General features: G+C 65.7%; 20 protein-coding genes. 6 read left to right on the top strand and 14 right to left on the bottom strand.

Features of this window, described 5'->3' with window-relative positions:
- Window positions 1-17: 17 nt before the first annotated feature.
- The 3 genes from modC to AMB_RS17220 are packed head-to-tail and all read right to left on the bottom strand — an operon-like array spanning window position 18 to window position 3,126.
- Window positions 18-1,109 carry a molybdenum ABC transporter ATP-binding protein gene (gene modC, locus AMB_RS17210; RefSeq protein ID WP_011385763.1) on the bottom strand — a complete coding sequence of 364 codons (1,092 nt, stop codon included), beginning with the start codon at window positions 1,107-1,109 and terminating at the stop codon, window positions 18-20.
- Between the two features lie 7 nt (window positions 1,110-1,116).
- Window positions 1,117-1,809: a molybdate ABC transporter permease subunit gene (modB, locus tag AMB_RS17215; protein WP_011385764.1), complete on the bottom strand. Its 693-nt coding sequence runs from the start codon at window positions 1,807-1,809 to the stop codon at window positions 1,117-1,119.
- A 42-nt stretch (window positions 1,810-1,851) separates the two neighbouring features.
- Window positions 1,852-3,126, bottom strand: coding sequence for a diguanylate cyclase domain-containing protein (locus AMB_RS17220; protein WP_011385765.1), 1,275 nt, complete (start codon window positions 3,124-3,126; stop codon window positions 1,852-1,854).
- Between the two features lie 229 nt (window positions 3,127-3,355).
- Between AMB_RS17220 and crcB the strand changes: the two genes are divergently transcribed.
- The 5 genes from crcB (at window position 3,356) to AMB_RS17245 (ending at window position 9,724) form a co-directional block, all read left to right on the top strand.
- The gene (gene crcB / locus AMB_RS17225) at window positions 3,356-3,742 is read left to right on the top strand and encodes a fluoride efflux transporter CrcB (RefSeq protein WP_011385766.1); all 387 of its coding nucleotides are present in this window, start codon (window positions 3,356-3,358) and stop codon (window positions 3,740-3,742) included.
- 10 nt (window positions 3,743-3,752) lie between these two features.
- Window positions 3,753-4,097 carry a DUF190 domain-containing protein gene (locus AMB_RS17230; protein WP_043745005.1) on the top strand — a complete coding sequence of 115 codons (345 nt, stop codon included), beginning with the start codon at window positions 3,753-3,755 and terminating at the stop codon, window positions 4,095-4,097.
- 149 nt (window positions 4,098-4,246) lie between these two features.
- Window positions 4,247-6,253 (top strand): AsmA family protein, encoded by a 2,007-nt coding sequence (locus tag AMB_RS17235; RefSeq protein WP_148207467.1) that lies wholly within the window; start codon window positions 4,247-4,249, stop codon window positions 6,251-6,253.
- 40 nt (window positions 6,254-6,293) lie between these two features.
- Window positions 6,294-7,130 (top strand): OmpA family protein, encoded by an 837-nt coding sequence (locus tag AMB_RS17240; RefSeq protein WP_011385768.1) that lies wholly within the window; start codon window positions 6,294-6,296, stop codon window positions 7,128-7,130.
- A gap of 173 nt (window positions 7,131-7,303) precedes the next feature.
- On the top strand, window positions 7,304-9,724 hold the full coding sequence (locus tag AMB_RS17245) for a tetratricopeptide repeat protein (protein ID WP_050750755.1): 2,421 nt from the start codon (window positions 7,304-7,306) through the stop codon (window positions 9,722-9,724).
- 79 nt (window positions 9,725-9,803) lie between these two features.
- On the opposite strand, the gene AMB_RS17250 is transcribed toward AMB_RS17245, so the two are convergent.
- The 8 genes from AMB_RS17250 to AMB_RS17285 all read right to left on the bottom strand — a co-directional run bounded on the left by AMB_RS17250 (window position 9,804) and on the right by AMB_RS17285 (window position 19,708).
- Window positions 9,804-10,613 carry a universal stress protein gene (locus tag AMB_RS17250; protein ID WP_011385770.1) on the bottom strand — a complete coding sequence of 270 codons (810 nt, stop codon included), beginning with the start codon at window positions 10,611-10,613 and terminating at the stop codon, window positions 9,804-9,806.
- 108 nt (window positions 10,614-10,721) lie between these two features.
- A complete protein-coding gene (locus AMB_RS17255; protein WP_011385771.1) occupies window positions 10,722-11,399 on the bottom strand; it encodes an RluA family pseudouridine synthase in 678 nt (225 codons plus the stop codon).
- Between the two features lie 6 nt (window positions 11,400-11,405).
- Window positions 11,406-14,513 carry an efflux RND transporter permease subunit gene (locus tag AMB_RS17260; RefSeq protein ID WP_011385772.1) on the bottom strand — a complete coding sequence of 1,036 codons (3,108 nt, stop codon included), beginning with the start codon at window positions 14,511-14,513 and terminating at the stop codon, window positions 11,406-11,408.
- Window positions 14,513-15,637: an efflux RND transporter periplasmic adaptor subunit gene (locus AMB_RS17265; protein WP_011385773.1), complete on the bottom strand. Its 1,125-nt coding sequence runs from the start codon at window positions 15,635-15,637 to the stop codon at window positions 14,513-14,515. The genes AMB_RS17260 and AMB_RS17265 overlap by 1 nt, the downstream gene beginning before the upstream one ends.
- Before the next feature lie 13 nt (window positions 15,638-15,650).
- Window positions 15,651-16,178 (bottom strand): TetR/AcrR family transcriptional regulator, encoded by a 528-nt coding sequence (locus AMB_RS17270; RefSeq protein WP_011385774.1) that lies wholly within the window; start codon window positions 16,176-16,178, stop codon window positions 15,651-15,653.
- A gap of 128 nt (window positions 16,179-16,306) precedes the next feature.
- Window positions 16,307-16,717, bottom strand: coding sequence for a DUF1398 domain-containing protein (locus AMB_RS17275; protein ID WP_043746891.1), 411 nt, complete (start codon window positions 16,715-16,717; stop codon window positions 16,307-16,309).
- 21 nt (window positions 16,718-16,738) lie between these two features.
- The gene (locus tag AMB_RS17280) at window positions 16,739-17,194 is read right to left on the bottom strand and encodes a MarR family winged helix-turn-helix transcriptional regulator (RefSeq protein WP_011385776.1); all 456 of its coding nucleotides are present in this window, start codon (window positions 17,192-17,194) and stop codon (window positions 16,739-16,741) included.
- A gap of 150 nt (window positions 17,195-17,344) precedes the next feature.
- Window positions 17,345-19,708 (bottom strand): Tex family protein, encoded by a 2,364-nt coding sequence (locus tag AMB_RS17285; RefSeq protein ID WP_011385777.1) that lies wholly within the window; start codon window positions 19,706-19,708, stop codon window positions 17,345-17,347.
- 257 nt (window positions 19,709-19,965) lie between these two features.
- Between AMB_RS17285 and AMB_RS17290 the strand changes: the two genes are divergently transcribed.
- Complete coding sequence (locus AMB_RS17290; RefSeq protein WP_043745008.1) at window positions 19,966-20,394, top strand: hypothetical protein; 429 nt, start codon at window positions 19,966-19,968, stop codon at window positions 20,392-20,394.
- Here the strand turns inward: AMB_RS17290 and AMB_RS17295 are convergent.
- The 3 genes from AMB_RS17295 to AMB_RS17305 all read right to left on the bottom strand — a co-directional run bounded on the left by AMB_RS17295 (window position 20,378) and on the right by AMB_RS17305 (window position 23,047).
- Complete coding sequence (locus tag AMB_RS17295) at window positions 20,378-20,878, bottom strand: PilZ domain-containing protein (protein WP_011385779.1); 501 nt, start codon at window positions 20,876-20,878, stop codon at window positions 20,378-20,380. The genes AMB_RS17290 and AMB_RS17295 overlap by 17 nt on opposite strands.
- A gap of 87 nt (window positions 20,879-20,965) precedes the next feature.
- The gene (locus tag AMB_RS17300) at window positions 20,966-21,349 is read right to left on the bottom strand and encodes a PilZ domain-containing protein (protein ID WP_011385780.1); all 384 of its coding nucleotides are present in this window, start codon (window positions 21,347-21,349) and stop codon (window positions 20,966-20,968) included.
- 129 nt (window positions 21,350-21,478) lie between these two features.
- Window positions 21,479-23,047, bottom strand: coding sequence for an alginate export family protein (locus AMB_RS17305; RefSeq protein WP_011385781.1), 1,569 nt, complete (start codon window positions 23,045-23,047; stop codon window positions 21,479-21,481).
- Window positions 23,048-23,351: the final 304 nt, after the last annotated feature.

The following is a 23,351-nucleotide window of genomic DNA, read 5'->3' on the forward strand; positions in this document are numbered from 1 at the left end:
CATAGGCCGTATAGGAGCTAATCCACAGAAGCCACGTCACCCCGGGCAATGGTCAGGGCCTTGATCAGGGCATGGACCCGCATCCCCGGCACCAGATTCAGCTGGGCCTGGGCCAGGGTGGTGATCTGCACCCAGAACCGGGTGGGACCACAGGCCAGGATGACGTCCACCAGGAACGAATCCGCCGGAGCCACCGAAACCACGATGGCGGGCAGCACGTTGCGGATGCTGACCCGGTCGGGAGGCTCGATGGCGATGGCCACATCGCGGGCGTGGATGCGCAGCCGGACCTTCGCCCCCACCGGCAACTCGGACCGCCCGACGATCAGCGTGCCGCCGTCGAAGGCCAGGCGGCTGATGCCGAAGCCGGAATCGTGGCTGGAGACCACGGCGCCGATCACGGCACCAGCTTCGTAGCGCCCGGTCAGCGGCCGCAGCCCCGGATCGCCCATCAGGCTCTCCAGCGGCCCGGAGGCGGCCACTTTGCCGCCATCCATCAGGGCCAGGGTATCGGCCAAACGCAGCACCTCGTCCATGGAATGGCTGACATAAAGGATGGGGACGGAAAACCGGCGGGCCAGTTGGGCGATGAAGGGCAGCACCTCGGCCTTGCGCGCCGGGTCCAGCGCCGCCAGCGGCTCGTCCATCAGCAGGATGCGCGGGCTGGCCAGCAGGGCGCGGCCGATGGCGACCCGCTGCTTCTCGCCGCCCGACAGCTTGGCGGGTCGCCGGTCCAGCAGGGACTCGATGCCCAGCAGTTCGACCACCTTGTCGAGGGATTGGGTGCGCTCGGCGCTGGGCAGCAGCTTCTGCCCGAATTCCAGATTGCCGCGCACCGAAAGATGGGGAAACAGCCGGTGCTCCTGGAAAACATAGCCCAGGCGCCGGGCCTCGGGCGGCAGGTCGATTCCGGAGCGGGAGTCGAACAGCACCCTTCCGTCCACGCTGATGGAGCCCTCGTCGGGACGCGACAGACCGGCCACCATGTTGATCACCGAGGTCTTGCCCGAGCCCGAGCGGCCGTAAAGCGCCGTCACCCCTGGTCCGGCCGACAGGCGGACATCCAGGCGGAATTCTCCCTGGCGGCGGCGGAGATCCAGGTCCAGCATGGCGCCCCTACCCCTTCAGCCGGGCCTGGACGCGGCGCGCCAGATATTCCGAGGCCAGCAGGGCGGCGAAGGCCACCACCACCGAGATGACGCACAGGCGCAACGCCGCCTCGTCGCCGCCCGGCACCTGGGTCAGGGCGTAAAGGGCGATGGGCAGCGTCCGGGTCTCGCCCGGGATGTTGGACACGAAGGTGATGGTGGCGCCGAACTCCGACAGCGAGCGGGCGAAGGCCAGGATCACCCCGGTCAGCACGCCGGGCAGCATCAGCGGCAGGGTCACCGACCAGAAGGTGCGGATGGGGCCGCAGCCCAGGGTCCGGGCCGCCTGCTCCAGACCACGGTCGACGCCTTCCAGCGCCAGCCGGATGGCGCGGACCATCAGGGGAAAGGCGATCACCGCCGAGGCCACCGCCGCCCCCTTCCAATTGAAGGCCAGAGTGATGCCGAACCAGTCGTAGAGCCAGCCGCCCACCACGCCCCGCCGCCCCAGCACCACCAGCAGGCCGTAGCCCACCACCACCGGCGGCAGCACCAGCGGCAGATGGATGATGCCGTCCACCACGACCTTGCCGGGAAAGTCGAGCCGGGCCAGAACCCAGGCACACCCCAGCCCCAGCGGCAGCGACGCGGCCACCGCCCAGAACGACACCAGCAGAGACAGGCGCAGCGCCTCCATCTCGAGCGGCGTCAGGGTGAACATGGTCGTCTCCGTCCCTTGGATTACGGGCCGGGGACTAAGACATCACGCATAAAGCGGATAGACAAGACGTTCCGGCATCTCGTGGAAGCCGAAATTATTCTTGCCCGCCCCCTTGACCGTGTACATGGCCCGGTCGGCCAGACGGATCAGCATGGCGGCATCGTCGGCGTCGTCGGGGAAGATGGCGATGCCCACGCTGGCCTGGACATTGGCGTCATGCCCGTCCAGTTCAAAGGGTTCGGCCAGCCGCGAGACGACCTTGGCCGCCACGTTGCCGATCTCGTCCTTGCCCTCCACGTCGTGGAGGATGACGGTGAATTCGTCGCCAGACAGCCGCGCCACCGTGTCCGACGAGCGCACCGAGAGCAAAAGCCGCGCCGCCGCCTCCTGCAGCAGCAGGTCGCCCACCGCGTGGCCGAAGGTGTCGTTGACCTTCTTGAAGCCGTCGAGATCGATGAACAGCAGGGCGAAGCGGGTCTTGTCGCGCTTGGCGGCCTTGACCGCCTGGCCCAGGCGGTCGAGGAACAGCGAGCGGTTGGGCAGACCGGTCAGCGCGTCGAAATTGGCCTGGCGCCACACCTGCTCCTCATCCTCCTTGCGCGCCGTGATGTCGCTGAAGATGCCCAGCATGTGGGACACCTCGCCGAAGGCATCGCGCACCGTGGCGATGGACAGCCACTCGATGAACACTTCGCCGGTCCGCCGCCGGTTCCAGACCTCGCCCTGCCACTGGCCGGTCTCGAGGATGGCGCGCCACATATCGCGATAGAAGTCGTTTTCGTGCCGGCCCGATTTCAGGATGTTGGGCTTCTTGCCGATGGCCTCGTCCAGGGAAAAGCCAGTGATGCGGGTGAAGGCCGTGTTGACCGCCTCGATGGTGCCGTCGGGGCCTGTGATCATGATGCCTTCGTTGGCGGTTTCCACCACCTTGGCCGCCAGTTGCAGCCGCTCCTCCGAGGTCTTGCGCTCGGTGATGTCGTAGACCCAGGCCAAATTGACCGGCTCGGTCCCGAACAGAGATTCGCGGATGGTCAGCAGCGTCCAGAACGGCGCCCCGTCCGAGCGGCGGAACTGCACCTCCGCATGGTCGACGCTGCCGTGGCGCTTCATGTGCTTGATCACCGTGGCCCGCTGATGATCGTCCACGTAATAGTCGCGGGCCTTGGATCCCAGAACCGTGACCCGCGGCACGCCGATCAGGTCGCAGAACGTATGGTTGGCGAAAACGATGACGCCGTCGCGCCGCCGCGAGATGGATACGCCGATGGGGCTGTCTTCAAGGACGCCGGCCAAACCGATGGGATCGAGCTCGGTCATGGCCACAACCGGGAATCACGATGGATCATGTTCTCCCCCCTTGTTTGGCTCCCCCCGAAGCCACGGGCCTTCGCCCATTGGGAAACCTCTGCCCGAACCCGCGCCAATATTAAGGTGAAATGACGGCCCAAGCCTATACGCATTGTCGCGTGGGGTGTTTCCTGTTGACCGGAGCGGCCGAGGGGGCATAGTCGGAGCCCTCAGCCAACTACTTGGGAAAACGGCGCCGATGCTCACCTACGCCCTGGTCGCCCTGGGAAGCGCCATCGGAGGCACGTTGCGCTACTGGCTGTCCATGGTGATCGCCGAGGCCAGCGCCGGCACCTTTCCCTGGGCAACCCTGGTGATCAACGTCGCCGGCTCGGCTGCCATCGGACTGTTCGCCACCCTGACCTCGGTGGACGGCCGGGTGTTCGTCCCCAGCGAGTGGCGGACCTTCTTCATGGTGGGCATCTGCGGCGGCTTCACCACCTTTTCATCCTTCAGCCTGCAGACCCTGGCCCTGGCCCAGGACGGCGACTGGCTGGCGGCGGGGCTGAACGTCGTGGGATCGGTGGCCCTCTGCCTGCTGGCGGTGTGGCTGGGCCATGTGGCCGCCACGATCATCAATCGATAGGAGAGCGGCCATGCGCATTCCCAAGGACGCCACCCTGCTCCGCATCTTCCTGGGCGAGGCCGATCGCCGCGATGGCCTGCCCCTGTTTGAAGCCATCGTCCAGGAGGCCCGGCAGAATAATCTGGCCGGCGCCACCGTCCTGCGCGGGCGCATGGGGTTCGGCCATTCGTCACGGCTGCACAGTTCCAAGATTCTGGCGCTGTCCGAGGACTTGCCCGTCGTGGTGGAAATCGTCGATGCGCCCGACAAGATCGACGCCTTTCTCCCCATCCTGGACGTTATGGTGGGGGATCGTGGCCTGATCTGCCTGGAGCGGATTCAGGTCCTGCGCTACGGACCGAACAGGTCCGTATAGGCGATCCGGCCGTCACGGCTTGATTCCGAATGATTCCACAGAGCGGCTGGACAAATTCACCCGTGGGTATAAGCTGAACGTCTAATGCGGGAGTCATGGCACACTGGAATGGTGGGGTCGGCCTCCCGTTTGGGCATCGGGGGATGCGCATGAAAAAAGTCCTGATCGCCGTTGGCGTCGTGGTCATCCTGATCATCGGCGCCCTTGTGGCCCTGCCGGCGCTGATTCCGGCCGAGCGCATCCAAAGCGAGATCGTCGCCGGGGTGAAAAGCGCCACCGGTCGCGACCTGTCCATCCAGGGCAAGCTCTCCGTGTCGGCCTTTCCCTCCCTCTCGGTCCAGGTCGGCAACGTCGCCCTGGCCAATCCTCCCGGCTTCACCACCAAGGATCTGATCCGCCTGGGGGCCGTGGATGTGCGGCTCAAGCTGATGCCGCTGCTGGGCGGCAAGGTTGAGGTGGACAGCTTCGTCCTGGTTGATCCGGTCATCGTCCTGGAGACAGACCGCCAGGGCAAGGGCAACTGGGTGTTCGACAGCCCGACCGCCCCGGCCCCCGCCGCCGCCAAGCCGGCGGACAAGCCCGCCGACAAGGCCGCGTCCGCCGCCTCCACCGGCGGCCTCAACGACATCCGCCTGGGCGACGTGCGGATCACCAATGGCAAGCTGATCCAGATCGACGGCAAGACCGGCGCCAAGCAGGAGGTGAGCGACATCAACCTCCAGGTGGCGCTGAAAAGCCTGACGGACCCGCTGTCGGCCAAGGGCAGTCTGGTCTGGAACGCCAAGAAGATCGAACTGGCCCTGGGCGTCACCAGCCTGAAGGCGCTGATGGACGGCCAGAGCAGCGCGCTGGAGGTCTCCGTCGCTTCCGAGCCGGTCAAGCTTGGCCTCAAGGGCAATGCCAAGGGCGGTGCCGCTCCGGGCGTGGACGGCACGCTGGAACTCACCGTGCCCTCCATCCGCAACCTCGCCGCCTGGGCCGGCTCGCCCATCACCATGGCCGGCAACGGATTGGGACCGCTATCCATCAACGGCAAGCTGGCCGCCGGACCGGGCCAGGTCGCCTTCACCCAGGCCGCCATCGCCATCGATGCCATCAAGGCCAAGGGTGATGTCACCGTCAATACCAGCGGCGCCAAGCCGGCCATCAAGGGCCGGCTGGACGTGGACATGCTGGACCTCAATCCCTATCTGCCGCCGGAAGGCGCCCCCTCCAAGGGCGGCGACGGCAAGGCGGCGGCGGGCAGCGGCGGGGCACCGCCGGCCAAGGCGCAGCAGGGCTGGAGCGACGATCCCATCGACGCTTCGGGCCTCAAGGCCGCCGACGTGGATTTCGCCCTCACCTGCGGCGGCATCCTGGTCAAGAAGATCAAAGTGGGCAAAAGCGCCGTCAAGCTGGCGCTGCACAACGGCAAGCTGGCCGCCGATCTCACCGAACTGGCCCTCTACCAGGGGTCGGGCAAGGGCCGCGTGGCCCTGGACGGCTCGCAGCCGGGCGTCGGTCTCGACGCCTCGTTCCAGTTGAAGGGCCTGCAGGCCGAACCCTTCCTCGCCGACGCCGCCGATACCGACCGCCTGTCGGGCACCGGCAATTTCGACGTCACCGTGGCGGGTCAGGGCAAGACCCAGCGCCAGATCGTCTCGTCCCTGAACGGCAAGGGGGCGCTGGCATTCCTCAACGGCGCCATCAAGGGCATCAATCTGGCCGCCATGGCGCGCAACGTCACCAGCGCCTTCACCGGCGGCGCCAAGTCCACGGAAAAGACTGACTTTGCCGAGCTGGGCGGGACCTTCACCATCGTCAAGGGCATTCTGACCAACAACGATCTGGCGCTGAAATCGCCGCTGCTGCGCGTCGAGGGCAAGGGCACCGTCGACCTGCCCCAACGCAGCGTCAATTACCGCGTCGATCCCAAGGTGGTCGCCAGCCTGGAAGGCCAGGGCGGCGGCAATGCGGCCGGAATCGTCGTGCCGATCCTGGTCAGCGGTCCCTGGGACAACCTCTCCTACCGCCCCGATCTGGAGGCTCTGCTCAAGCAGAACGTCCAGAACGTGGGCAAAGCCGTCGAAGGCCTGATCCCGGGCGTCGGCGGCGGCAAGTCATCGGGCTCGGCGCCCACCGACGGCTTGAATCCCATGAAGCTTTTCGGACGCTAATCTTCTCAACACATTCATGTATTCAACGGAGACCAACACCATGAAGTTCCTGCACATTGCCGCCGCCATCGGCATGACCGCCCTGCTGGGCGCCTGCGCCACTCCCTGGGAAGTGGCCGAGGTCAATGAGATCGAGGCGGCTTCGGCCCCCACCGCCGGCTCGGCCTTCACCAAGGCCCTGTTCAGCGAGTACCGGGCCTACGCCATCCAGGAAGCCAAGGTCGAGTACGAGTGGGACGACGCCGCCATCTTCGCCCGCAAGGGCCTGCGCGCCGCCACCGGCGAAGTCGTCGCTCCGGCCGAGCTGACCGAGTGGGCGGTCCCCGAGGCCCGCGTCGCCGAGCTGGCCGCCGCCCGTGCCCGCCTGATCGGCTATTTCGGCAATGGCGCCCGCGATCGCGTTCCCGCCGCCGCCGCCAAGGCCCAGGTGATGTTCGACTGCTGGGTCGAGGAAGAGCACGAGGGTGACACCAATTCCGATTGCCGCGCCGCCTTCCTGAAGGTCGAGCCCGAGCTGCAGGTCAAGGCCGCCGCCGTCGCCCCGAAGATCGTCAAAACCTTCATCGTCTACTTCGACTTCAACAAGTCGACCCTGACCAAGGAAGCCCAGAAGACCCTGAAGGAAGTGGCCACCGCCGCCGGCCAGATCAAGCCCGCCAGCATCTACGTCGCCGGTCACACCGACACCGTCGGCAAGTCGGGCTATAACGACAAGCTGTCCAACGCCCGCGCCGCCGCGGTCTCCAAGCAGCTGGCCAAGGCCGGCATCAAGTCCATCGACGCCAAGTCGTTCGGCTTCACCAAGCTGGCCGTGCCGACCAAGGCCAACACCAAGGAAGCCAAGAACCGCCGCGTCGAGATCTACTTCGAGAAGTAAGATCGACCGGGCGTTCTGACGCCAAAGCCCCCCTTCCCCAACGGGAAGGGGGGTTTTTCTTTGGGTACTCTGGAAAGAAAGGAATGCGAAGGGACTCGTCCCTTCGCGCATCCCCCTTCCCTTGCCAGCCCCAAACGCCCTGCTACACTTGGTGGCAATGGGCGGAGGGGCACATGGCCGATTTCTTCATCAGCTACACGTATACGGATCTCGAATGGGCCCGGTGGGTCGACTTCGTGTTGCGCGAAGCCGGCTACGACACCGTCATCCAGGAATACGACTTCCGGGGCAATTTCATCACCGAGATGGATAAGGCGGTGGACGAGTGCGATTACACCCTGGCCCTGCTTTCCCCGAAATACCGCGCCTCCGTCAATTGCCAGCGGGAATGGTCGGCGGCGCTGGCCGCCGATCCCGACAAGCCGCAGGGAAAGCTGCTGCCCCTGCGGGTGGTCGAGATGGAGGTCACCGGCCTGCTGGGGCCGATCATCTGGCACGATCTCGCCACCGCCCCCAACGATCGTGACGCCGAACGCCGCCTGTTCGAGGCCATCAAGGGGAAGGTCCGTCCCTCGACCCGTCCGGCTTTCCCCGGCAGGGGACGCAACATTCCGGCCTTTCCCGGCGGTCGTCCCGCCATCTCCAACCTGGGCCCGCGCAATCCCCATTTCGTCGGCCGAGTCCAGTTGCTGGAGCGGTTAGACCGCCAGTTGAAGGAGGGCGCGGTGGCGCTGACCGCCCTGGCCGGGCTGGGGGGCATCATCTCCAACCTGGGCCCGCGCAATCCCCATTTCGTCGGCCGAGTCCAGTTGCTGGAGCGGTTAGACCGCCAGTTGAAGGAGGGCGCGGTGGCGCTGACCGCCCTGGCCGGGCTGGGGGGCATCGGCAAAAGCCAGACGGCACAGCACTACGCCCATAGCCGCACCGGGCTGGAGATCGTCTGGTGGCTGCGCGCCGAGCGCCTGGAAACCATGCTGGGCGATTTGGCCGAACTGGCCCGGCGCCTGGGCGTGGCACCCGAGGGCCACGACCTGCAACAGCGTGCCCGCGCCGCCCTGGACGAACTGGCCCGCCGCGACAGCTGGCTGCTGGTCTACGACAACGCCGAGGACGAAGATTCCGTCCGCGACTGGCTGCCCCAAGGCGGCGGCGCGGTGATCATCACCTCGCGCGAGAGCCACTGGGGACGCATCCCGCTGCTGGAAGTGGACAAGCTGGCCCGGGCCGAATCCGTGGAACTGCTGCTCGATCTGTCGGGCGACACCGACACGGCCGCCGCCGCCGCCCTGGCCCACGACCTGGATGACCTGCCCCTGGCCCTGGAACAGGCCGCCGCCTTCGCCAAGGTGGCGGGCTGGACCCTGGCCCGCTATGGCGAGGAATTCACCCAGGCCCACGCCAGACTGCTGCAACAGGGCAAGCCGGTGGATTACCCCGCCACCGTCGCCACCACCTGGGACATCAGCGTCCGGCGGGTGGAGGAGCACAACCCGGCGGCGGCGCAACTGCTGACGCTTTGCGCCTTCCTGGCCGCCGACGACATCCCGCTGGACCTGCTGCGCCCCGCCGCCCACAGGCTACCCTCCCCCCTGGCCGAGGTGCTGGCTGATCCGGTGGATACCGCCCAGGCGGTGGCCGAACTGGCCCGCCAATCCCTGGTCAAGGCCAAACACGGCATGCTGTCCCTGCACCGGCTGGTGCAACTGGTTCAGCGCAACCGTCTGAGTGAAGACGAGTGCAGGGATTGGACGGCGCGTGCGTTTTCGGCGGTGTATCTGGTTTACGAGTTCAAGGAGAACGACCTCACCACCTGGGAAGCGGCGGGCCTCTTACTGCCCCACGCCGAGGCGGTCGCCGGACGGGCCGAGACGGCCGAGGTGGAGTGGCGGGCGACATCCTGGCTGCTGGACAAGGCGGGAGAGTGCCTGATCAAAGACGGGCTATACGAACGCGCCATCGACCTCCGGCGGCGCGCCCTCTCCCTTGCCGAGACCAAGCTGCCCGCAGATGATCCGCCGGTAGCGACCCTCCTCAACAACTTGGCCATCGCCCATTACCATGCTGAACAGTGGGCGGAGGCCCTGCCGCTGTTGCGGCGCGCCCTGGCGATCTATGAAGCCCAATATGGACCTGACCGTCATGAGGTGGCCGCCACGCTGGGCAATCTCGCCATGGTCTATTTGAAACTCGGCGACCTGCCGGAGGCCCACAAATTAACCGAACAGGCGCTGACCATCGGCGAGGCCCATTTCGGCCTCGACCACCCCACGGTTGCTGTTCGCCTCGGCAATTTTGCCAACAGCCTGGACGATATGGGTAAGCCCGCCGAGGCCGAGCCATTGCAGCGCCGCGCCCTGGAGATCCTCATCGCCCATTTCGGCGAGGTCCACCCCTTGGTGGCGGGTTCACGCCACAACCTCGCCATGACCCTGACCGACCTTGGCCGGTTGGAGGAGGCGCGGGAGATGATGGGCAAGGCCCTGTCCATCCGCCAAACCCTGCTCGCCGCCGACCATCCCCTTACCATCCTTGCCCGCGGCCTTCTGGCCGAGATCGACGCCCGCATCGCCCGACGCGGCGGGGCGTCGTCCTGATCCGCCCGATCCGGCGGCATCAAGGAACAGGGATGCGCGAAGGGACGAGTCCCTTCGCCCTTTCCCTTCCTTCAGCCGCTCAGCAGCTGAACAGTACGGGGATGGAGGCGTGGGCCAGGATGTGGCGGGTGCCGGCGCCGGCCTTGCCAGAGAAGGACAGGGTGCGGCCCACATGGCCGCCGATGACCAGCAGGTCGGCATCGATGTCGTAGGCCCGCGACAGCAGGGAGTCCATGATGCCGAGGCCCTCGGTATTGACCCGCTCGCCGTGGACGGGCAGGCCGTGGACGCGCAGATGGTCGATGACGTCGACCCGGGGCGTGGTGGAATCCATGGGGGCGAAGCCGCGCACCGAGGCGACCAGCACCTCGTCGGCGCCTTCCACCAGGGGGAGGCAATCGTGCAGGGCGCGTGCCGCCTGCTTGCCCGAACGCCAGCCGATGACCACCTTCTTGCCCAGGGGGCGATGGGTGTATTCCACGGGCACCACCAGGACGGGGCGGCCGGAATTGAGGATGATCTGCTCGACCATGGTCTCGGGCACGTTCTTGCCGTAGGCGGCGGGCTGGGAGACGATCACCAGGTCCACGTAGTGGCTGCAGAACACCGCCTCGCCCAGCAGATCGGTCTCGGCGCCGTGGACGATCTGCCACCAGCGGGTTTCGAGGCCGGCGGTCGCCGCCTCGAAGGCCTGGCGGGCGGCGTCGGCCTGGGCCAGCAAGGTGTTGCTGGGATGGCGGGCGACCATGGCGGTGGGGCTGATTTCCTTGCGCGCGAACAGGCCGGTCAGCCGCGCGCCGAAGCGCTGCGCCTGGGCCACCGCCAGGGCCAGAGTGCCGCTATCCACCTTGTCGCCGTCCAGATGGACGAGAATGTCCTTGATGTTCATGACCCCACCCTGTGTCCGGTATCGTTGTCTTTTCCGGTCAGGATAGTTCACCCCCGGCGGAGGCGCACGTCAAGCGAAATTGCGCAAATCGGTATTGGTTTGCGTCTTTTATGACTCGCTCCAGCCGCACCCTTTCAGGACCGACAGCATGTGCTCGGGGACCGGAGCCTCGGCGGCGATGGGGGGCTTGCCCGCGTGGAAGGGCAGGACGATGCGGCGCGAATGCAGCATCAGCCGGTCGCCGGCCAGGGTGCCGGTGCCTCGGCCATAGATGGAATCGCCCACCAGGGGGTGGCCGATGGCGGCGCAATGGGCGCGGATCTGATGGGTCCGCCCGGTGAGCGGCCGGCATTCCAGCCAGGAAAGCCGCCCATCCGATCCCAGCAGCCGCCATTGGGTGACCGAGGCCAGGCCGGTGCGGTCCACCTCCATGCGCCAGCCGAACTTCTTTTCGCGCTTCTTCAGGGCATAGTCGATGACGCCCTGGTCCTCTCGCGGCTTGCCCACCACCACGGCCCAGTAGGTCTTGTCGGCCAGCCCCTTGGCGAACAGCTCGCCCAGCCCGGCCAGGGCCTTGGAGGTCCGCCCCAGCACCAGACAGCCCGAGGTCTCGCGGTCCAGGCGATGGGCCAGTTCCGGCCGCCGCTTGAGGCCGAAACTGAGCGCATCGAGGTAAAGCATCAGATGCTCGCCCCCCTTCGGCCCGGCATGCACCGCCAGCCCGGCCGGCTTGTCGATGATCAGCACGGCCGGGTCGCGGTACAGCAGGCGCGCAAGCAGATCCATGCGGGTCTAGTCCGCCACCGCCGCCGCATCCGCGTCCGCCGGGCCGGCGACGTGACCATGGGCGTGGCGCTCCTGGGCGGCTTCGCTGACGCCCCGGCGCTGGGCCGCCACGAAGGTGTAGATCACCGGCAGCACGAACAGGGTGAAGGCCGTGCCGATGCTCATGCCCGCCACGATCACCACGGCGATGGAGAAGCGTGACGCCGCTCCCGCCCCGTGGGCGAACAGCAGCGGGATCAGGCCCGCCACCATGGCCGCCGTGGTCATCAGGATGGGCCGCAACCGAAGACCGGCCGCCACCATCACCGCCTGGGCGCGGTCGAGACCCTCGGCCTCTTGGCGCTCGCGCGCCACCTCGCAGATCAGGATGCCGTGCTTGGTGATCAGGCCGATCAGGGTGACGAGGCCCACCTGGGTGTAGATGTTCATGCTGGCCACGCCGAGAGCCAGGGGGATCAGGGCGCCGCAGATGGACAGCGGCACCGAGACCATGATCACCAGCGGATCGCGGAAGCTTTCGAACTGGGCCGACAGCACCAGGAAGATGATGATCAGGGCGAAGACGAAGGTCATCGCCAGGGCGTTGCCCTCCTGCACGTATTGCCGCGACTGGCCGGCGTAATCCACCGTGGTGCCCTGGGGAAGGACTTCCTGGGCGATGGAGCGCAGCAGTTCCAGCGCCTGGCCCAGCGTCACGCCGGGCATGGGAAAGGCCTGGATGGTCACCGAGTTCAACTGGTTGAACTGGTTGAGCGACACCGGGCGCACCGACGAGCCCAGGCTGACCAGCGACGACAGCGGCACCGCCCCGCCCGAGGACGAGCGCACGTGATAGCGGCCCAACTGGGCGGGGTCGAGGCGGAATTCCCGCGGGACCTGGGGGATCACCTGATAGGAGCGGCCCTGGAGATTGACCAGATTGACGTAATTGCCGCCGGTCATGGTGCCCAGGGCGTCACCGATCTGCTGCATGGAGATGCCGTAGGCCGCCGCCTTGTCGCGGTCGATGACCACCTGGGTCTGGGGGCTTTCGATCTTCAGATCGGCATCGATGAAGGCGAACATGCCCGAGGCTTGCGCCCGCTTCATCACCTCGCCCTGAATCTCGTTGAGCTGCTGGTAATCGACGATGGAGGACAGCACGAACTGCACCGGCAGGCCGTCGACACCCGGCAGGGGCGGCGGCGGGAATACCGAGGCCTTGACCCCCGACACCTCGTTCAGGGCCTGCTGGATGGCGGCGGTCAGCGCCTTGGCCGAGAGCTTGCGGTCCTCCCAGGGGGTCAGCACCGCACCGCCGAATCCCTGGCTGATGGCGCCCATGCCGTTGATCAGGAAGGTCTCGTTGGTCTCGGGGAAGGCCTTCAGCTTGGCGGAAATCTGGTGGGAAAACGCCTCCATGAAGTCCGTATTGGCCGAGGCCGGGCCGTTATAGGCGGTGAACACCACGCCCTGGTCCTCTTCCGGCGCCAGTTCGGTGGGCACCGCCAGGAACAGGAAGGGCAGCGAACCCAGCACGATCATGGCGAAGATCAGGGTGGTCGGCCGGTCGGCCAGGGAGGCCGCCAGCCACACCTCGTATTTGGCCCGCACCCGGTCAAAGGTGCGGTCGATCAGTGCGGTCAGCCCCTTCTTGTCGTCGTCGTGCTTCAGGATCTTGGAACACATCATGGGCGACAGGGTCAGGGCGATGATGCCCGACACCACCACCGACCCGGCCAGGGTCAGGGCGAATTCCTTGAACAGGGAGCCGGTCAGCCCGCCCATGAAGGCGATGGGGGCATAGACGGCGGCCAGGGTGATGGTCATGGAGATGACCGGTCCGGCAATCTCGCGCGTGCCCACCAGGGCGGCGCGGAAGGGCGTCAGCCCCTCCTCGATATGGCGGTGGACGTTCTCCACCACCACGATGGCGTCGTCCACCACCAGGCCGATGGCCAGAACCATGGCCAGCAGGGTCAGCAGGTTGATGGAAAAGCCGAGCGACAGCAGCAGCACCGCCACGCCGATCAGCGACAGCGGCACGGTGACCACCGGAATGACCACCGAGCGCACCGAGCCCATGAAGAAGAAGATCACCACCATGACGATGATGGCGGCTTCGGCGATGGTCTTGGCCACCTCGGTGATGGCGGCGTCGATGAACAGGGTGGAATCATAGGCGATCTTGGCGGTGAGGCCGGGCGGCAACTGGGCCTGCAGGGCGGGCAGAGCCACTTCGCGCACCTCACGGATCACCGACAGGGGATTGGCTTCGGGCGTGGTGTAGATGCCCACGAAGATGGCGCGCTCGTCACCGGCGAACACGCTCATGTCGTCGTTTTCCGGCCCCAGTTCCACGCCGGCCACATCACCGAGCCGCACGAGGCGCGAGCCGTCATGCTTGATCACCAGCTGGCGGAACTCCTCGACGCTTTTCAGGTCGGTGGAGGCCTGGGTGTTGACCACGTCATAGGCGCCCTTGGTAGAGCCCGAGGCCGAGGTGAAGTTGTTGCTGGTCAGGGCTGTCTTCAGATCGTCCGGCCCCATGCCGTGCTGGGCCAGCTTTTCCGGGTCGAGCCAGACGCGCATGGAGAATTTCTGGCCGCCGTACAGTTCCGGATTGGCGACGCCGGGCACGGCGGCCAGCTTGGGCTGGACCACCCGCATGACGTAATCGGTGATCTGCTGCTGGGAGAGGCGGTCCGACGAGAAGGCGAGATAGGCCGAGGCGAAGCTTTGGCCCGTCTCCTTCTTGATGATGGAATCGTTGATGCCCTTGGGCAGCAGGCTCTTGACCTCGGCCACCTTGCTCATCACCCCGGTCATGGCGGTTTCCGGGTCGTCGTTGAGCCGGATGAAGGCCTTGACCTCGCTGACGCCCTGGATAGAGCGCGACGTCAGGTAGTTGATGCCCTCGGCCGTGGCCACCGCCTTCTGGATCGGCTGGGTGACGAAGCCCTGGATCATGTCGGCATCGGCGCCGGGAAAGGTGGTGGTGATGGTGATGACCGTGTTGGTCATCTCGGGATACTGGCGCACCGGCAGGCTCATCAGGGCGCGCAGGCCGATGAACAGGATCAGCAGGCTGACCACCGCGGCCAGTACCGGCCGCTTGATGAAGATATCGAACATCACTGCACCGTCCCGGCGGCCGCCGTCTTCAGGGGATCGCTGGCCGCCACGTGAATCAGCGAGCCGTGCTCCAGCTTGACCTGACCCGAGGTGACCACCACGTCGCCGGCGGCGACGCCCGACTTGATGACCACCAGACCGTCCTTGCGCTCGCCCAGGCTGACCACGACGCGCTCGGCCTTGGAGACCGTCTTGCCGTCGGCACCGGCTTCCTCCTTGACCACGAACACCGCGTCGCCGTGCAGGTTGTAGGCCACCGCCGAGCCCGGAACCGTCACCACCGGAGCGCCGGCGGGCCGCTCGATCTCGATGCGGGCGAACATGCCGGGACGCAGCCGCCCCTCGGCGTTGGGAAAGCGGGCCTGAACCGAAACCATGCCGGTCTTGGCATCCACCAGCGGCTCGATGGCGGCCACCTGGCCCTCGAAGGTCACGCCCGGCCAGGCGTCGGTGGTCATGCGCACCGTCTGGCCGATTCCCAGCAGGGAAAGATCCTTCTGCGACACGGTGAAGTCGCACAGCATCAGCGACAGATCCTGCAGATTGACCACCATCTGGCCCGGCTGGACATACTGGCCCAGATCGATCTTGCGCACACCCAGGCGGCCGTCGAAGGGCGCCGCGATGGTCTTCTTGGCGATCTGGGCCTGCAGCCCGCCCACCTTGGCCTGCTTGACCTTGAGTTCCGCCTCGGTCTTTTCCAGGGCTGCGACGCTGACCGTATCGGAGCGCACCAGCTTCATATTGCGGTCATGGCTGGTCTTGGCCAGGCCCAGTTCGGCCTGGGCGCTGCGCAGGTCGCCCATCTCCACGTCGGTGTCCAGTTGCACCAGCACCTGGCCCCTCTTGACGTCCTGTCCCGACTCGAAGCTGATGGCCTTGACCAGACCGGCCACCGAGCCGGAAATGTCGACGCCGTTGACCGCCTGCAGCGTGCCCACCGCCGGCACCACCACGCGCCAGTCGACCATCTGGGCCTTGGCGGTGGTCACCGAGATCACCGGCTTGGGCATGGTGGCGAAGAACTGCTTGATCATGTGGTTCTTGAAGGCGACGAAGCCGAAGACTCCTCCGAACACGATGGCAGAGCCCGCCAGCATGATGATCATCCGTTTGGCTTTCATGGCGTAGGCTCCGTTACTGCAGAAGGTCGAGGGCGTGCCGCTTGAGGCGCTCGGCCCCCTCGGCGTCGCTGAGGTTGATCCCCATCAGGCGCTGGAAATAGACGCCGTCCATGGCGGTGCAGATCAGCCCGGCCCGCTGCAGGTCGGGACTGTCGCTCTTGATGCGCTCCATCCAGCGGTCGTACATAGCCTGGATGGGGGCGACCAGGTCTGGATTAACGGTGACGGCGGCCAGCAGGGCGCCGCCCACCGGATCGAAGGCCGGGCCGTTGGGGTCGAAGCAGGCGTTCACCAGGGTCCGGGCCCAGCGATAGGGACCTTCCGGCTGATGCTCGTAATGCTCGCGGTTGAGCTGATCGCACTGGTCGATCAGACGCTGGACCATGCCGCGGATCAGATCGTCCTTGCTCTTGAAATGATAGAGAACGCCGCCCTTGCTGATGCCCGCCTCCTTGGCGGCCGCGTCCAGGGTCAGCTTGGCCACCCCCTGGTCGCGCACGATGGCCATGGCGGAATCGATGATCTTGTCGCGGGTGCTCATTGCGAATTCAGGCCCCTTACTGTACCGGCTGGACGGTATAGTAAAGTGAACTGATGAGTCCAGTCGTACGGACGCATAGGGGGGATGCGGCCGGCGCTATTCCGTTTGGGAAGTGGGGAATTGATGGGTCACGGCGCTTGGATCGGGAACAACTCCACGTGCGTTTCGGCGGTACGGCCGAAATACACGGCCCGGCGACCGGAAAAGGACACCATGTAGCCCGCACAGCCGGCCGCCCGGACTTTCTTGCAAAATCCGACATAGGTGTAGCCCGCCACCATCCCCTGTGCCTCGCGGATGGCGGCCTGAACGGCGGCCGTGTCCAGCGACGGGGCGATTGGCGTGTCATCCCGGTGGGTGGACAGCACGACACTGTCGCCGTCGGGACGGTAATAGGTGGCGCAGGCTCGCCGAAAGTCGACGGCATAGCTCTCGAAACCCTCGGCCATCAGCCTCTCCACGATCTGAGGGAAGGTCATGGCGCCACTTTCGGCTCCGTCCAGACAGGCCTGGGCCGTGGCGATCCGGCTTGCGTCCATGGTCATCTCCTCTGCATGGGGTCAGTCGACGGGCGTGGCGGTCAGGCCAAGCCGCGCCACGGTGTCCTTCAGGATAAGCTCCAAGGCCCGGCGCTCCTCCCGGGACAGATGAGCGAAACACGCGGCATCGTTCCGGTCGGCCAGGGCGGCCAATTGGGGAACGAATTCCGCCCCCCTGGCGGTCAGGCTCAGGGTTTGCGCCCGCCGGTCGTCGAGGCTGGGCCGCCGGGCGACCAAATTCTTAGCGATCAGACGATCAGCAAGCTTGGTGACGGCACCCGGCGTCAGCCCCATCCGCGCCGCCAGCCGGCCGGGGGACAAGGGGTCCTGGCCATAGAGCATGCGCATCAGCGCCCATTCCGCGACGGTCACCTCCTTTGCCGCCAGCATGCGGGCAAAGGAATGGGAGACGTGGTTGGACACCTGACGAAGCCAGTAGCCAAGGTGAGCGGTCAATTCCGAGACGGCGGGCGACATGGGCGACTCTCGATTTAATTGACTAGGAAACTACATCATTATTATCTTCCTAGTCAACAAATCTGAAGTCCCGCACCGCCCCTTGCGGCAGGACGGGCGAAAAGACCGGGGTCTATGTACGCGCGCAGGGCCGCGTCCCTTCGCGCATCCCTACTTCTTCTGCCTGGCCTTGGCGAAGGCGGCGGCGAAGGCTCCGCCGCCCTCGTCCGCCTTGGGGGCCGCCGGCTGACGCTGCTGGGCCTGGGGGGCCGGGCGACGCTCGTCGCGGCGGGGCGCATCATCCTTGCGGGCTGGGGCGGGCTGGGCGTCCATGCGCATGGACAGGGCGATGCGGCTCCGCTTGATGTCCACTTCCAGCACCTTGACCTTGACCAGATCGCCGGGCTTGACCACCTCGTGGGGGTCCTTGACGAAGCGATCGGCCAGCACCGAGATATGGACCAGGCCATCCTGGTGCACGCCGATATCCACGAAGGCGCCGAAATTGGTGACGTTGGTCACCACGCCCTCCAGGATCATGCCGGGCTTCAGGTCGTTCAGGGTCTCGACCCCTTCCTTGAAGGCGGCGGTCTTGAACTCGGGGCGCGGATCGCGGCCGGGCTTTTCCAGCTCTTTCAGGATGTCCTTGACCGTGGGCTCGCCGAAGCGCTCGTCGGTGAACTCCTTGGGGTCGAGGGAGCGGATGAACGAGGAATCGCCGATCAGCGCCTTGACCGGGCGGCCGGTGGCCTTGACGATGCGCTCGACCACCGGATAGGCCTCGGGGTGCACCGCAGAGGAATCCAGAGGATTGACGCCGCCCACCACCCGCAGGAAGCCGGCCGCCTGTTCGAAGGCCTTGGCGCCCAGGCGCTCCACCTGCTTCAAGGCCTCGCGCGAGGCGAAGGGGCCGAAGCGGTCGCGGAATTCCACCACGTTGCGGGCCACGGTGGGGGAAAGCCCGGCCACCCGGGCCAGCAGCGGCGCCGAGGCGGTATTGACCTCGACGCCCACGGCGTTGACGCAATCCTCCACCACGGCGTCGAGGGAGCGGCCCAGCTTCACCTGATCCACGTCGTGCTGGTACTGGCCGACGCCGATGGCCTTGGGGTCGATCTTGACCAGCTCGGCCAGCGGGTCCTGCAGGCGCCGGGCGATGGACACCGCGCCGCGCAGGGAGACGTCGAGATCGGGGAATTCCTTGGCGGCCAGTTCCGACGCCGAATAGACCGAGGCGCCGGCCTCGCTGACCACCAGCTTTTCCAGCCCCAGATCGGGGTGGCGCTTCATCACGTCGATGACCAGGCGATCGGTCTCGCGCGAGGCTGTGCCGTTGCCGATGGCCACCAGCTTGATGCCGTGCTTGCGGGCCAGATGGGCGATGGCCGCCACCGAGCCCTGCCAGTCGTTCCTGGGCTGGTGGGGATAGATGGTGGCGGTCTCCACCACCTTGCCGGTGGCGTCGGTCACCGCCACCTTGACGCCGGTGCGGATGCCGGGGTCGAGGCCGATGCAGTTCCGGGCTCCGGCCGGGGCCTGCAGCAGCAGGGCGCGCAGGTTGCGGGCGAAGACGTTGATGGCCTCGGCCTCGGCCGCCTCGCGCAGGCGGCTCATCAGCTCTAACTCCAAATGCAGATGTATCTTGATGCGCCAGGCCCAGCGCACCGTCTCGGCCAGCCAGGAATCGGCGGGACGCTTCAGGTCGCGGACGGAAAAGCGCCGGGCGATGCGCGCCTCGAACTCGCCGGGGCCTTGGGAAACCGTGCCGTCCGGCCGTGCCGCCTCGTCGGGAGTCAGCAGTTTCAGATTCAGAACGTTTTCGTTGCGCCCCCGGAACAGCGCCAGGGCGCGATGGGACGGAATAGCCTTGATGGCCTCGCGGTAGTCGAAATAGTCGGAGAATTTGGCCCCCGCCTCGGACTTGCCCTCGGCCACCGTCGAGATCAGCACACCGCCATCCCACAGGGCGTCGCGCAGGTTACCCAGCAGTTCGGCATCCTCGGCGAAGCGCTCCATCAGGATCTGGCGCGCCCCGTCCAGGGCGGCCTTGACGTCGGCGACGCCCTTCTCGGCATCCACATAGGGCTCGGCGGCCTGCTCGGGAACCAGGGCGGGATCGGCCAGCAGCGCGTCGGCCAGGGGCTCTAGACCCGCCTCGCGGGCGATCTGGGCCTTGGTGCGGCGCTTGGGCTTGTAGGGCAGGTACAGATCTTCCAGCCGCGCCTTGCTGTCGGCCTCGCCGATCTGGCCCGCCAGGTCCGGGGTCAGCTTGCCCTGCTCCTCGATGGAGCGAAGAATGGCCGCCCGGCGGTCTTCCAGTTCGCGCAGATAGCCCAGGCGCTCTTCCAGATTGCGCAGCTGGGTGTCGTCCAGGCCGTCGGTGGCCTCCTTGCGATAGCGGGCGATGAACGGCACCGTCGCGCCTTCGTCCAGCATCTGGACCGTCGCCGCCACCTGCGAGGGCTTGACCCCCAGTTCAAGGGCGATGCGGTTGGTGATGGCGGCCAGGGTCGCGACGGGAAGGGACAGGGTCATGCTTGCTCACGCTCGGTTGCGACAAGAAGGTGGGGTGTAGCCAAATTTCGGACCGCTGTCACGACCGGAGATGTGCGACAACCCTTAAGGCGCCATACGCAATATCACTAATGCCATTTGAGGGAGTACGGTGACGGATCGTGACGCCAAAATGAACGTGTGTGAGAAGAAAAAACGAGTTGTTTCAAGCGTTTGACAGATAGCTTTCCGATGATTATCTCTCCAGAAGCGACGTGGCGTCGTAGGTGGAGGCCCCCATGTTCCTATGGAATATGTCCCTGGAAACCGGCATCGAAGCTGTTGATCAGGGCCGCAAGCGCATGCTGGGCGCCATGGCGGATTTTTTTCAAGGCATGGACGATCCCAGTCTCGGTCAACAGACGCTGGCGGCCCGGACCGGGGCGATTTTCAATGCCATGAAGGCGGCCTTTGCCGCCGAAAACGCCTACCTGATCGAGCGAGATGCCCCCGACCTGGAACGGCACCAAGCCAACCACGCCGCCCTCTCGGCCGCCTTCGTCGATCTGTGCCGCAAGCTGATTCCCAAGATCAAGACTCACAAGCAGGCACAGCAATGCTGCCTGGAAATCTACCAGTTGGTCGATGAGGCCATCTTCCACCACATCACCAAGGAAGTGGCCAGTTACCGCACCTTGGCCCGCACGCCGGTCAAGAAGGCGGGGTAGGCGTTTTCTCGTCCGCCTCGTCGCTCTCGACCATCAGGCGGATTTTGGCCGCCATCTCCGCCTCCATGCGGGCTTCCCTTTCGGCCTCGCTTTCGGCATGGATTTGGGGCGCCGAGGTGATTTCAGCCAACGGCATCGGGTCCCGCTGCACGTCCAGGCGGAAGGATCCCCCCATCATCCGGGACACTTCGTCCAGGGACAGCGGTTCGTGAAACCGGCACCCCGCCAGCCCACCACCGGCCCACATCACCGTCGCCGGCATCACGGACAAGTCATCGCGGATGATGATATCGCAGGGAACGGGCAGAATCGCCGCCATGGCCAGTTCCGCATCGTCGAAACGCAGCTTCAAGCCACCGCGGGATACGTCCAGCAGAACGGCACGGCTTTCCCGGCCCATCAGGGTGCAGCGACATTCCGCACTGCTGCGCAGGCGGGTAAATTCGCGCCGGTTGCCATGCTGCCCCTGGTCATCGGATGCCATGACCATGCCCCATAAGCGTTTCACCGGCCCCCATGATATGTCACGAAATCGGCAATGAATAGCCGGAACGCGGCGCGGCCCCTTCCGTCATGCCGCCGGCGGCGGCCGTTCCGCCTCTGGCTCGGGCGGCGGCACCAGTTGCAGGCGGAAATGTCCGGTCATCACGCGCACCACGTCATCCAGGGACAGGTGCTGATAGAAGCGACAGCCGGCCAGCCCAGCACTGGCCCACATGATGGTCGCATGCATCTTCGAATACTGGTCGGCGACGACCATGTCGCGCGGCAGCGGGGTCATGGCGGCCATGGCGGCATCAGCGAGGTCGAATCGCAGCTTGAACCCGCCGCGGGACGCATCCAGCAAATAAGCACGGCTTTCCATGCCATCGAGCACAAAGGTGCACTCGGTACCGCATCGCTGCCTGGGAAACAGCCTTTTGTTGTCCTCGGCCGCGCCTTTATCGAGTGCCATGGCACCCTCCCGCCTATCCTCTTAACCCCTTGATATTATGGCGCACGGATTAATAAGTTTCCATAAACAAAGCCCCCGGCTCCCCCCTTGGCAGGAAGGGAACCGGGGGCCCGATGTCGTCTCAGGCTATTAGAACTTCACGACCAGCGAGGTCTCGCCCAGCAGCCAGGTCTTGTTCATGGGCAGGTTGGCATTGCTGAAGCTGTTGGCGCTCAGGTTCTGCTTGTAGCCATGCCCGGCCTTGGCGGCACCGAAGGCGGCGGACAAGGCGACGTTGTCGCTGATGGCCCACTCGGCGGCCACATCGATTTCACGCGCCAGATCGTCCGAGGTGACGGCGGTGCCCAACTGCTGCTTGGCATCGTACTTGTAGTTAAAGGCCAGCACGCTGAGCTTCAGATCGTCACGGGGATTCACGCTGAAGGTCAGCTGGTGAATGTTGACGTTGGAGTTGGAGATCACGTAGTTGCCGACGATCTCGCCGATGAACCAAGTGCCGAAGCCGCGGGTGATGGCGTTGTAGAAGAAGGGATCATAGGCCTCCTTCTTGTCGTCGCCGGGGTTCTTGTCGCCCGAGAAATGGGCATAGCGGTAGGACAGCTTGGGGGTCCACATCACGTCCGACAATTGGTAGCCCGGCTCGATGTAGTAGGCGTTGGCGTCGACCTTGGCGTTGGCCGTGTTGTTATTCTCCTTCACGGCATTGCCGTACAGGGAGAAGTCCGGCAGGAACGGCAGCGGATTGCCGCCGACGTGGAAGGAGAACACGGTCATGCCGTCACGGGCCGACGACAGGGTGTTGGTGACGGTGGAGTTGGTGATGCCGCTATGGCCGAATCCATAGACGCCACGGCTGTCGGCCGAGGCCACCCGGAAGACGGTCATGCCGCCGTACCACTTGCGGTCGGCATAGTTGGAGGCGCCGTCGGGAGCGGGCTTGCCCTCGACCTGATCGACATTGCCGAACAGTTCGATATTGCCACCAATAACCTTGGTCTTGGCGTTCTCGTACAGGCCCGGCGACATCACGCTGTTGGAGGCGTTGTTCTGCAGGTAGAACACGTCACCACGCACATTGCCCGAAGACAGCTTGGCCACGCCGGTCTGGGCGAAGGCGGTCCGGGACTGGGTCCAGAACATGCCGCGCGAGCCGATGTTGTTGGTGCCGTTGCTGATCAGGAAGCCATCGGCGACTCGGAAGCTCTGACGGCCGCCCGACAGGTCCAGGCCATTCTCGTCCAGGCCCAGGCCCTCCAGGGTCTTGCCCGACTTCCAGCCGGCGTACAGGTTCTCCAGCTCGAGCATCCACTGGTGGCCGTAGGTAGTTGAAATCAGCGAAGGCTCGCCATGGCCGCCGGTCATGGTGAACTGGCCGCTGACATCGCCGTAGAACGTGCCATAAGCCTCGGTCTCGTAGGAGGCCTTCAGCTCGGGGTGCAGGAACGTCTCGGTCCAGTTGTTGTGACCGGTGACGCGCTTGCCCGGCGAGCCGGCATTGTTGTTGTACGAACCGACACCGAACTGAGAGCCCGGGGTGGTGAACAGGGTAACGCCGCCGGTGAAGGCGCCGTCAATCTTCAGGCCACCCTGCTCGTAGAGCGAGAAATCGGCGGAAGCCGGCGAGGCCGCAAGGCCCAGAACCGCCGAGAGAATCGCGCCCGAAATCAGGGAACGGCTGCGAAGATCGTGTCCAAACATATTTGACCCCCTTGGTGATCTGTCAGAGTTGCCGGGAATAACGCAACCCTCGTGCCAAAACTCGTTTGCCCAAAACGCAGGGTCTTCGCGCTTTTCCGCGCCGGCCGACTGCTGAATTCGTAAGCAACACCGTCATACATGAGTGATTATTGGGCAGGCAACCCAATTTCAGGGTCATACCGCTGACGGCGTGAGCAATGCGCCGCACCGTTGCCAAAAAGCAACGCTTGTCGCAAACACGACCATGGAATGGGAAGGAAATGGCCACCGCCCGGCCAGGGCCGGGCGGTGGCATGGCGCGACC

Source organism: Paramagnetospirillum magneticum AMB-1, assembly GCF_000009985.1.
Taxonomy (GTDB): domain Bacteria; phylum Pseudomonadota; class Alphaproteobacteria; order Rhodospirillales; family Magnetospirillaceae; genus Phaeospirillum; species Phaeospirillum magneticum.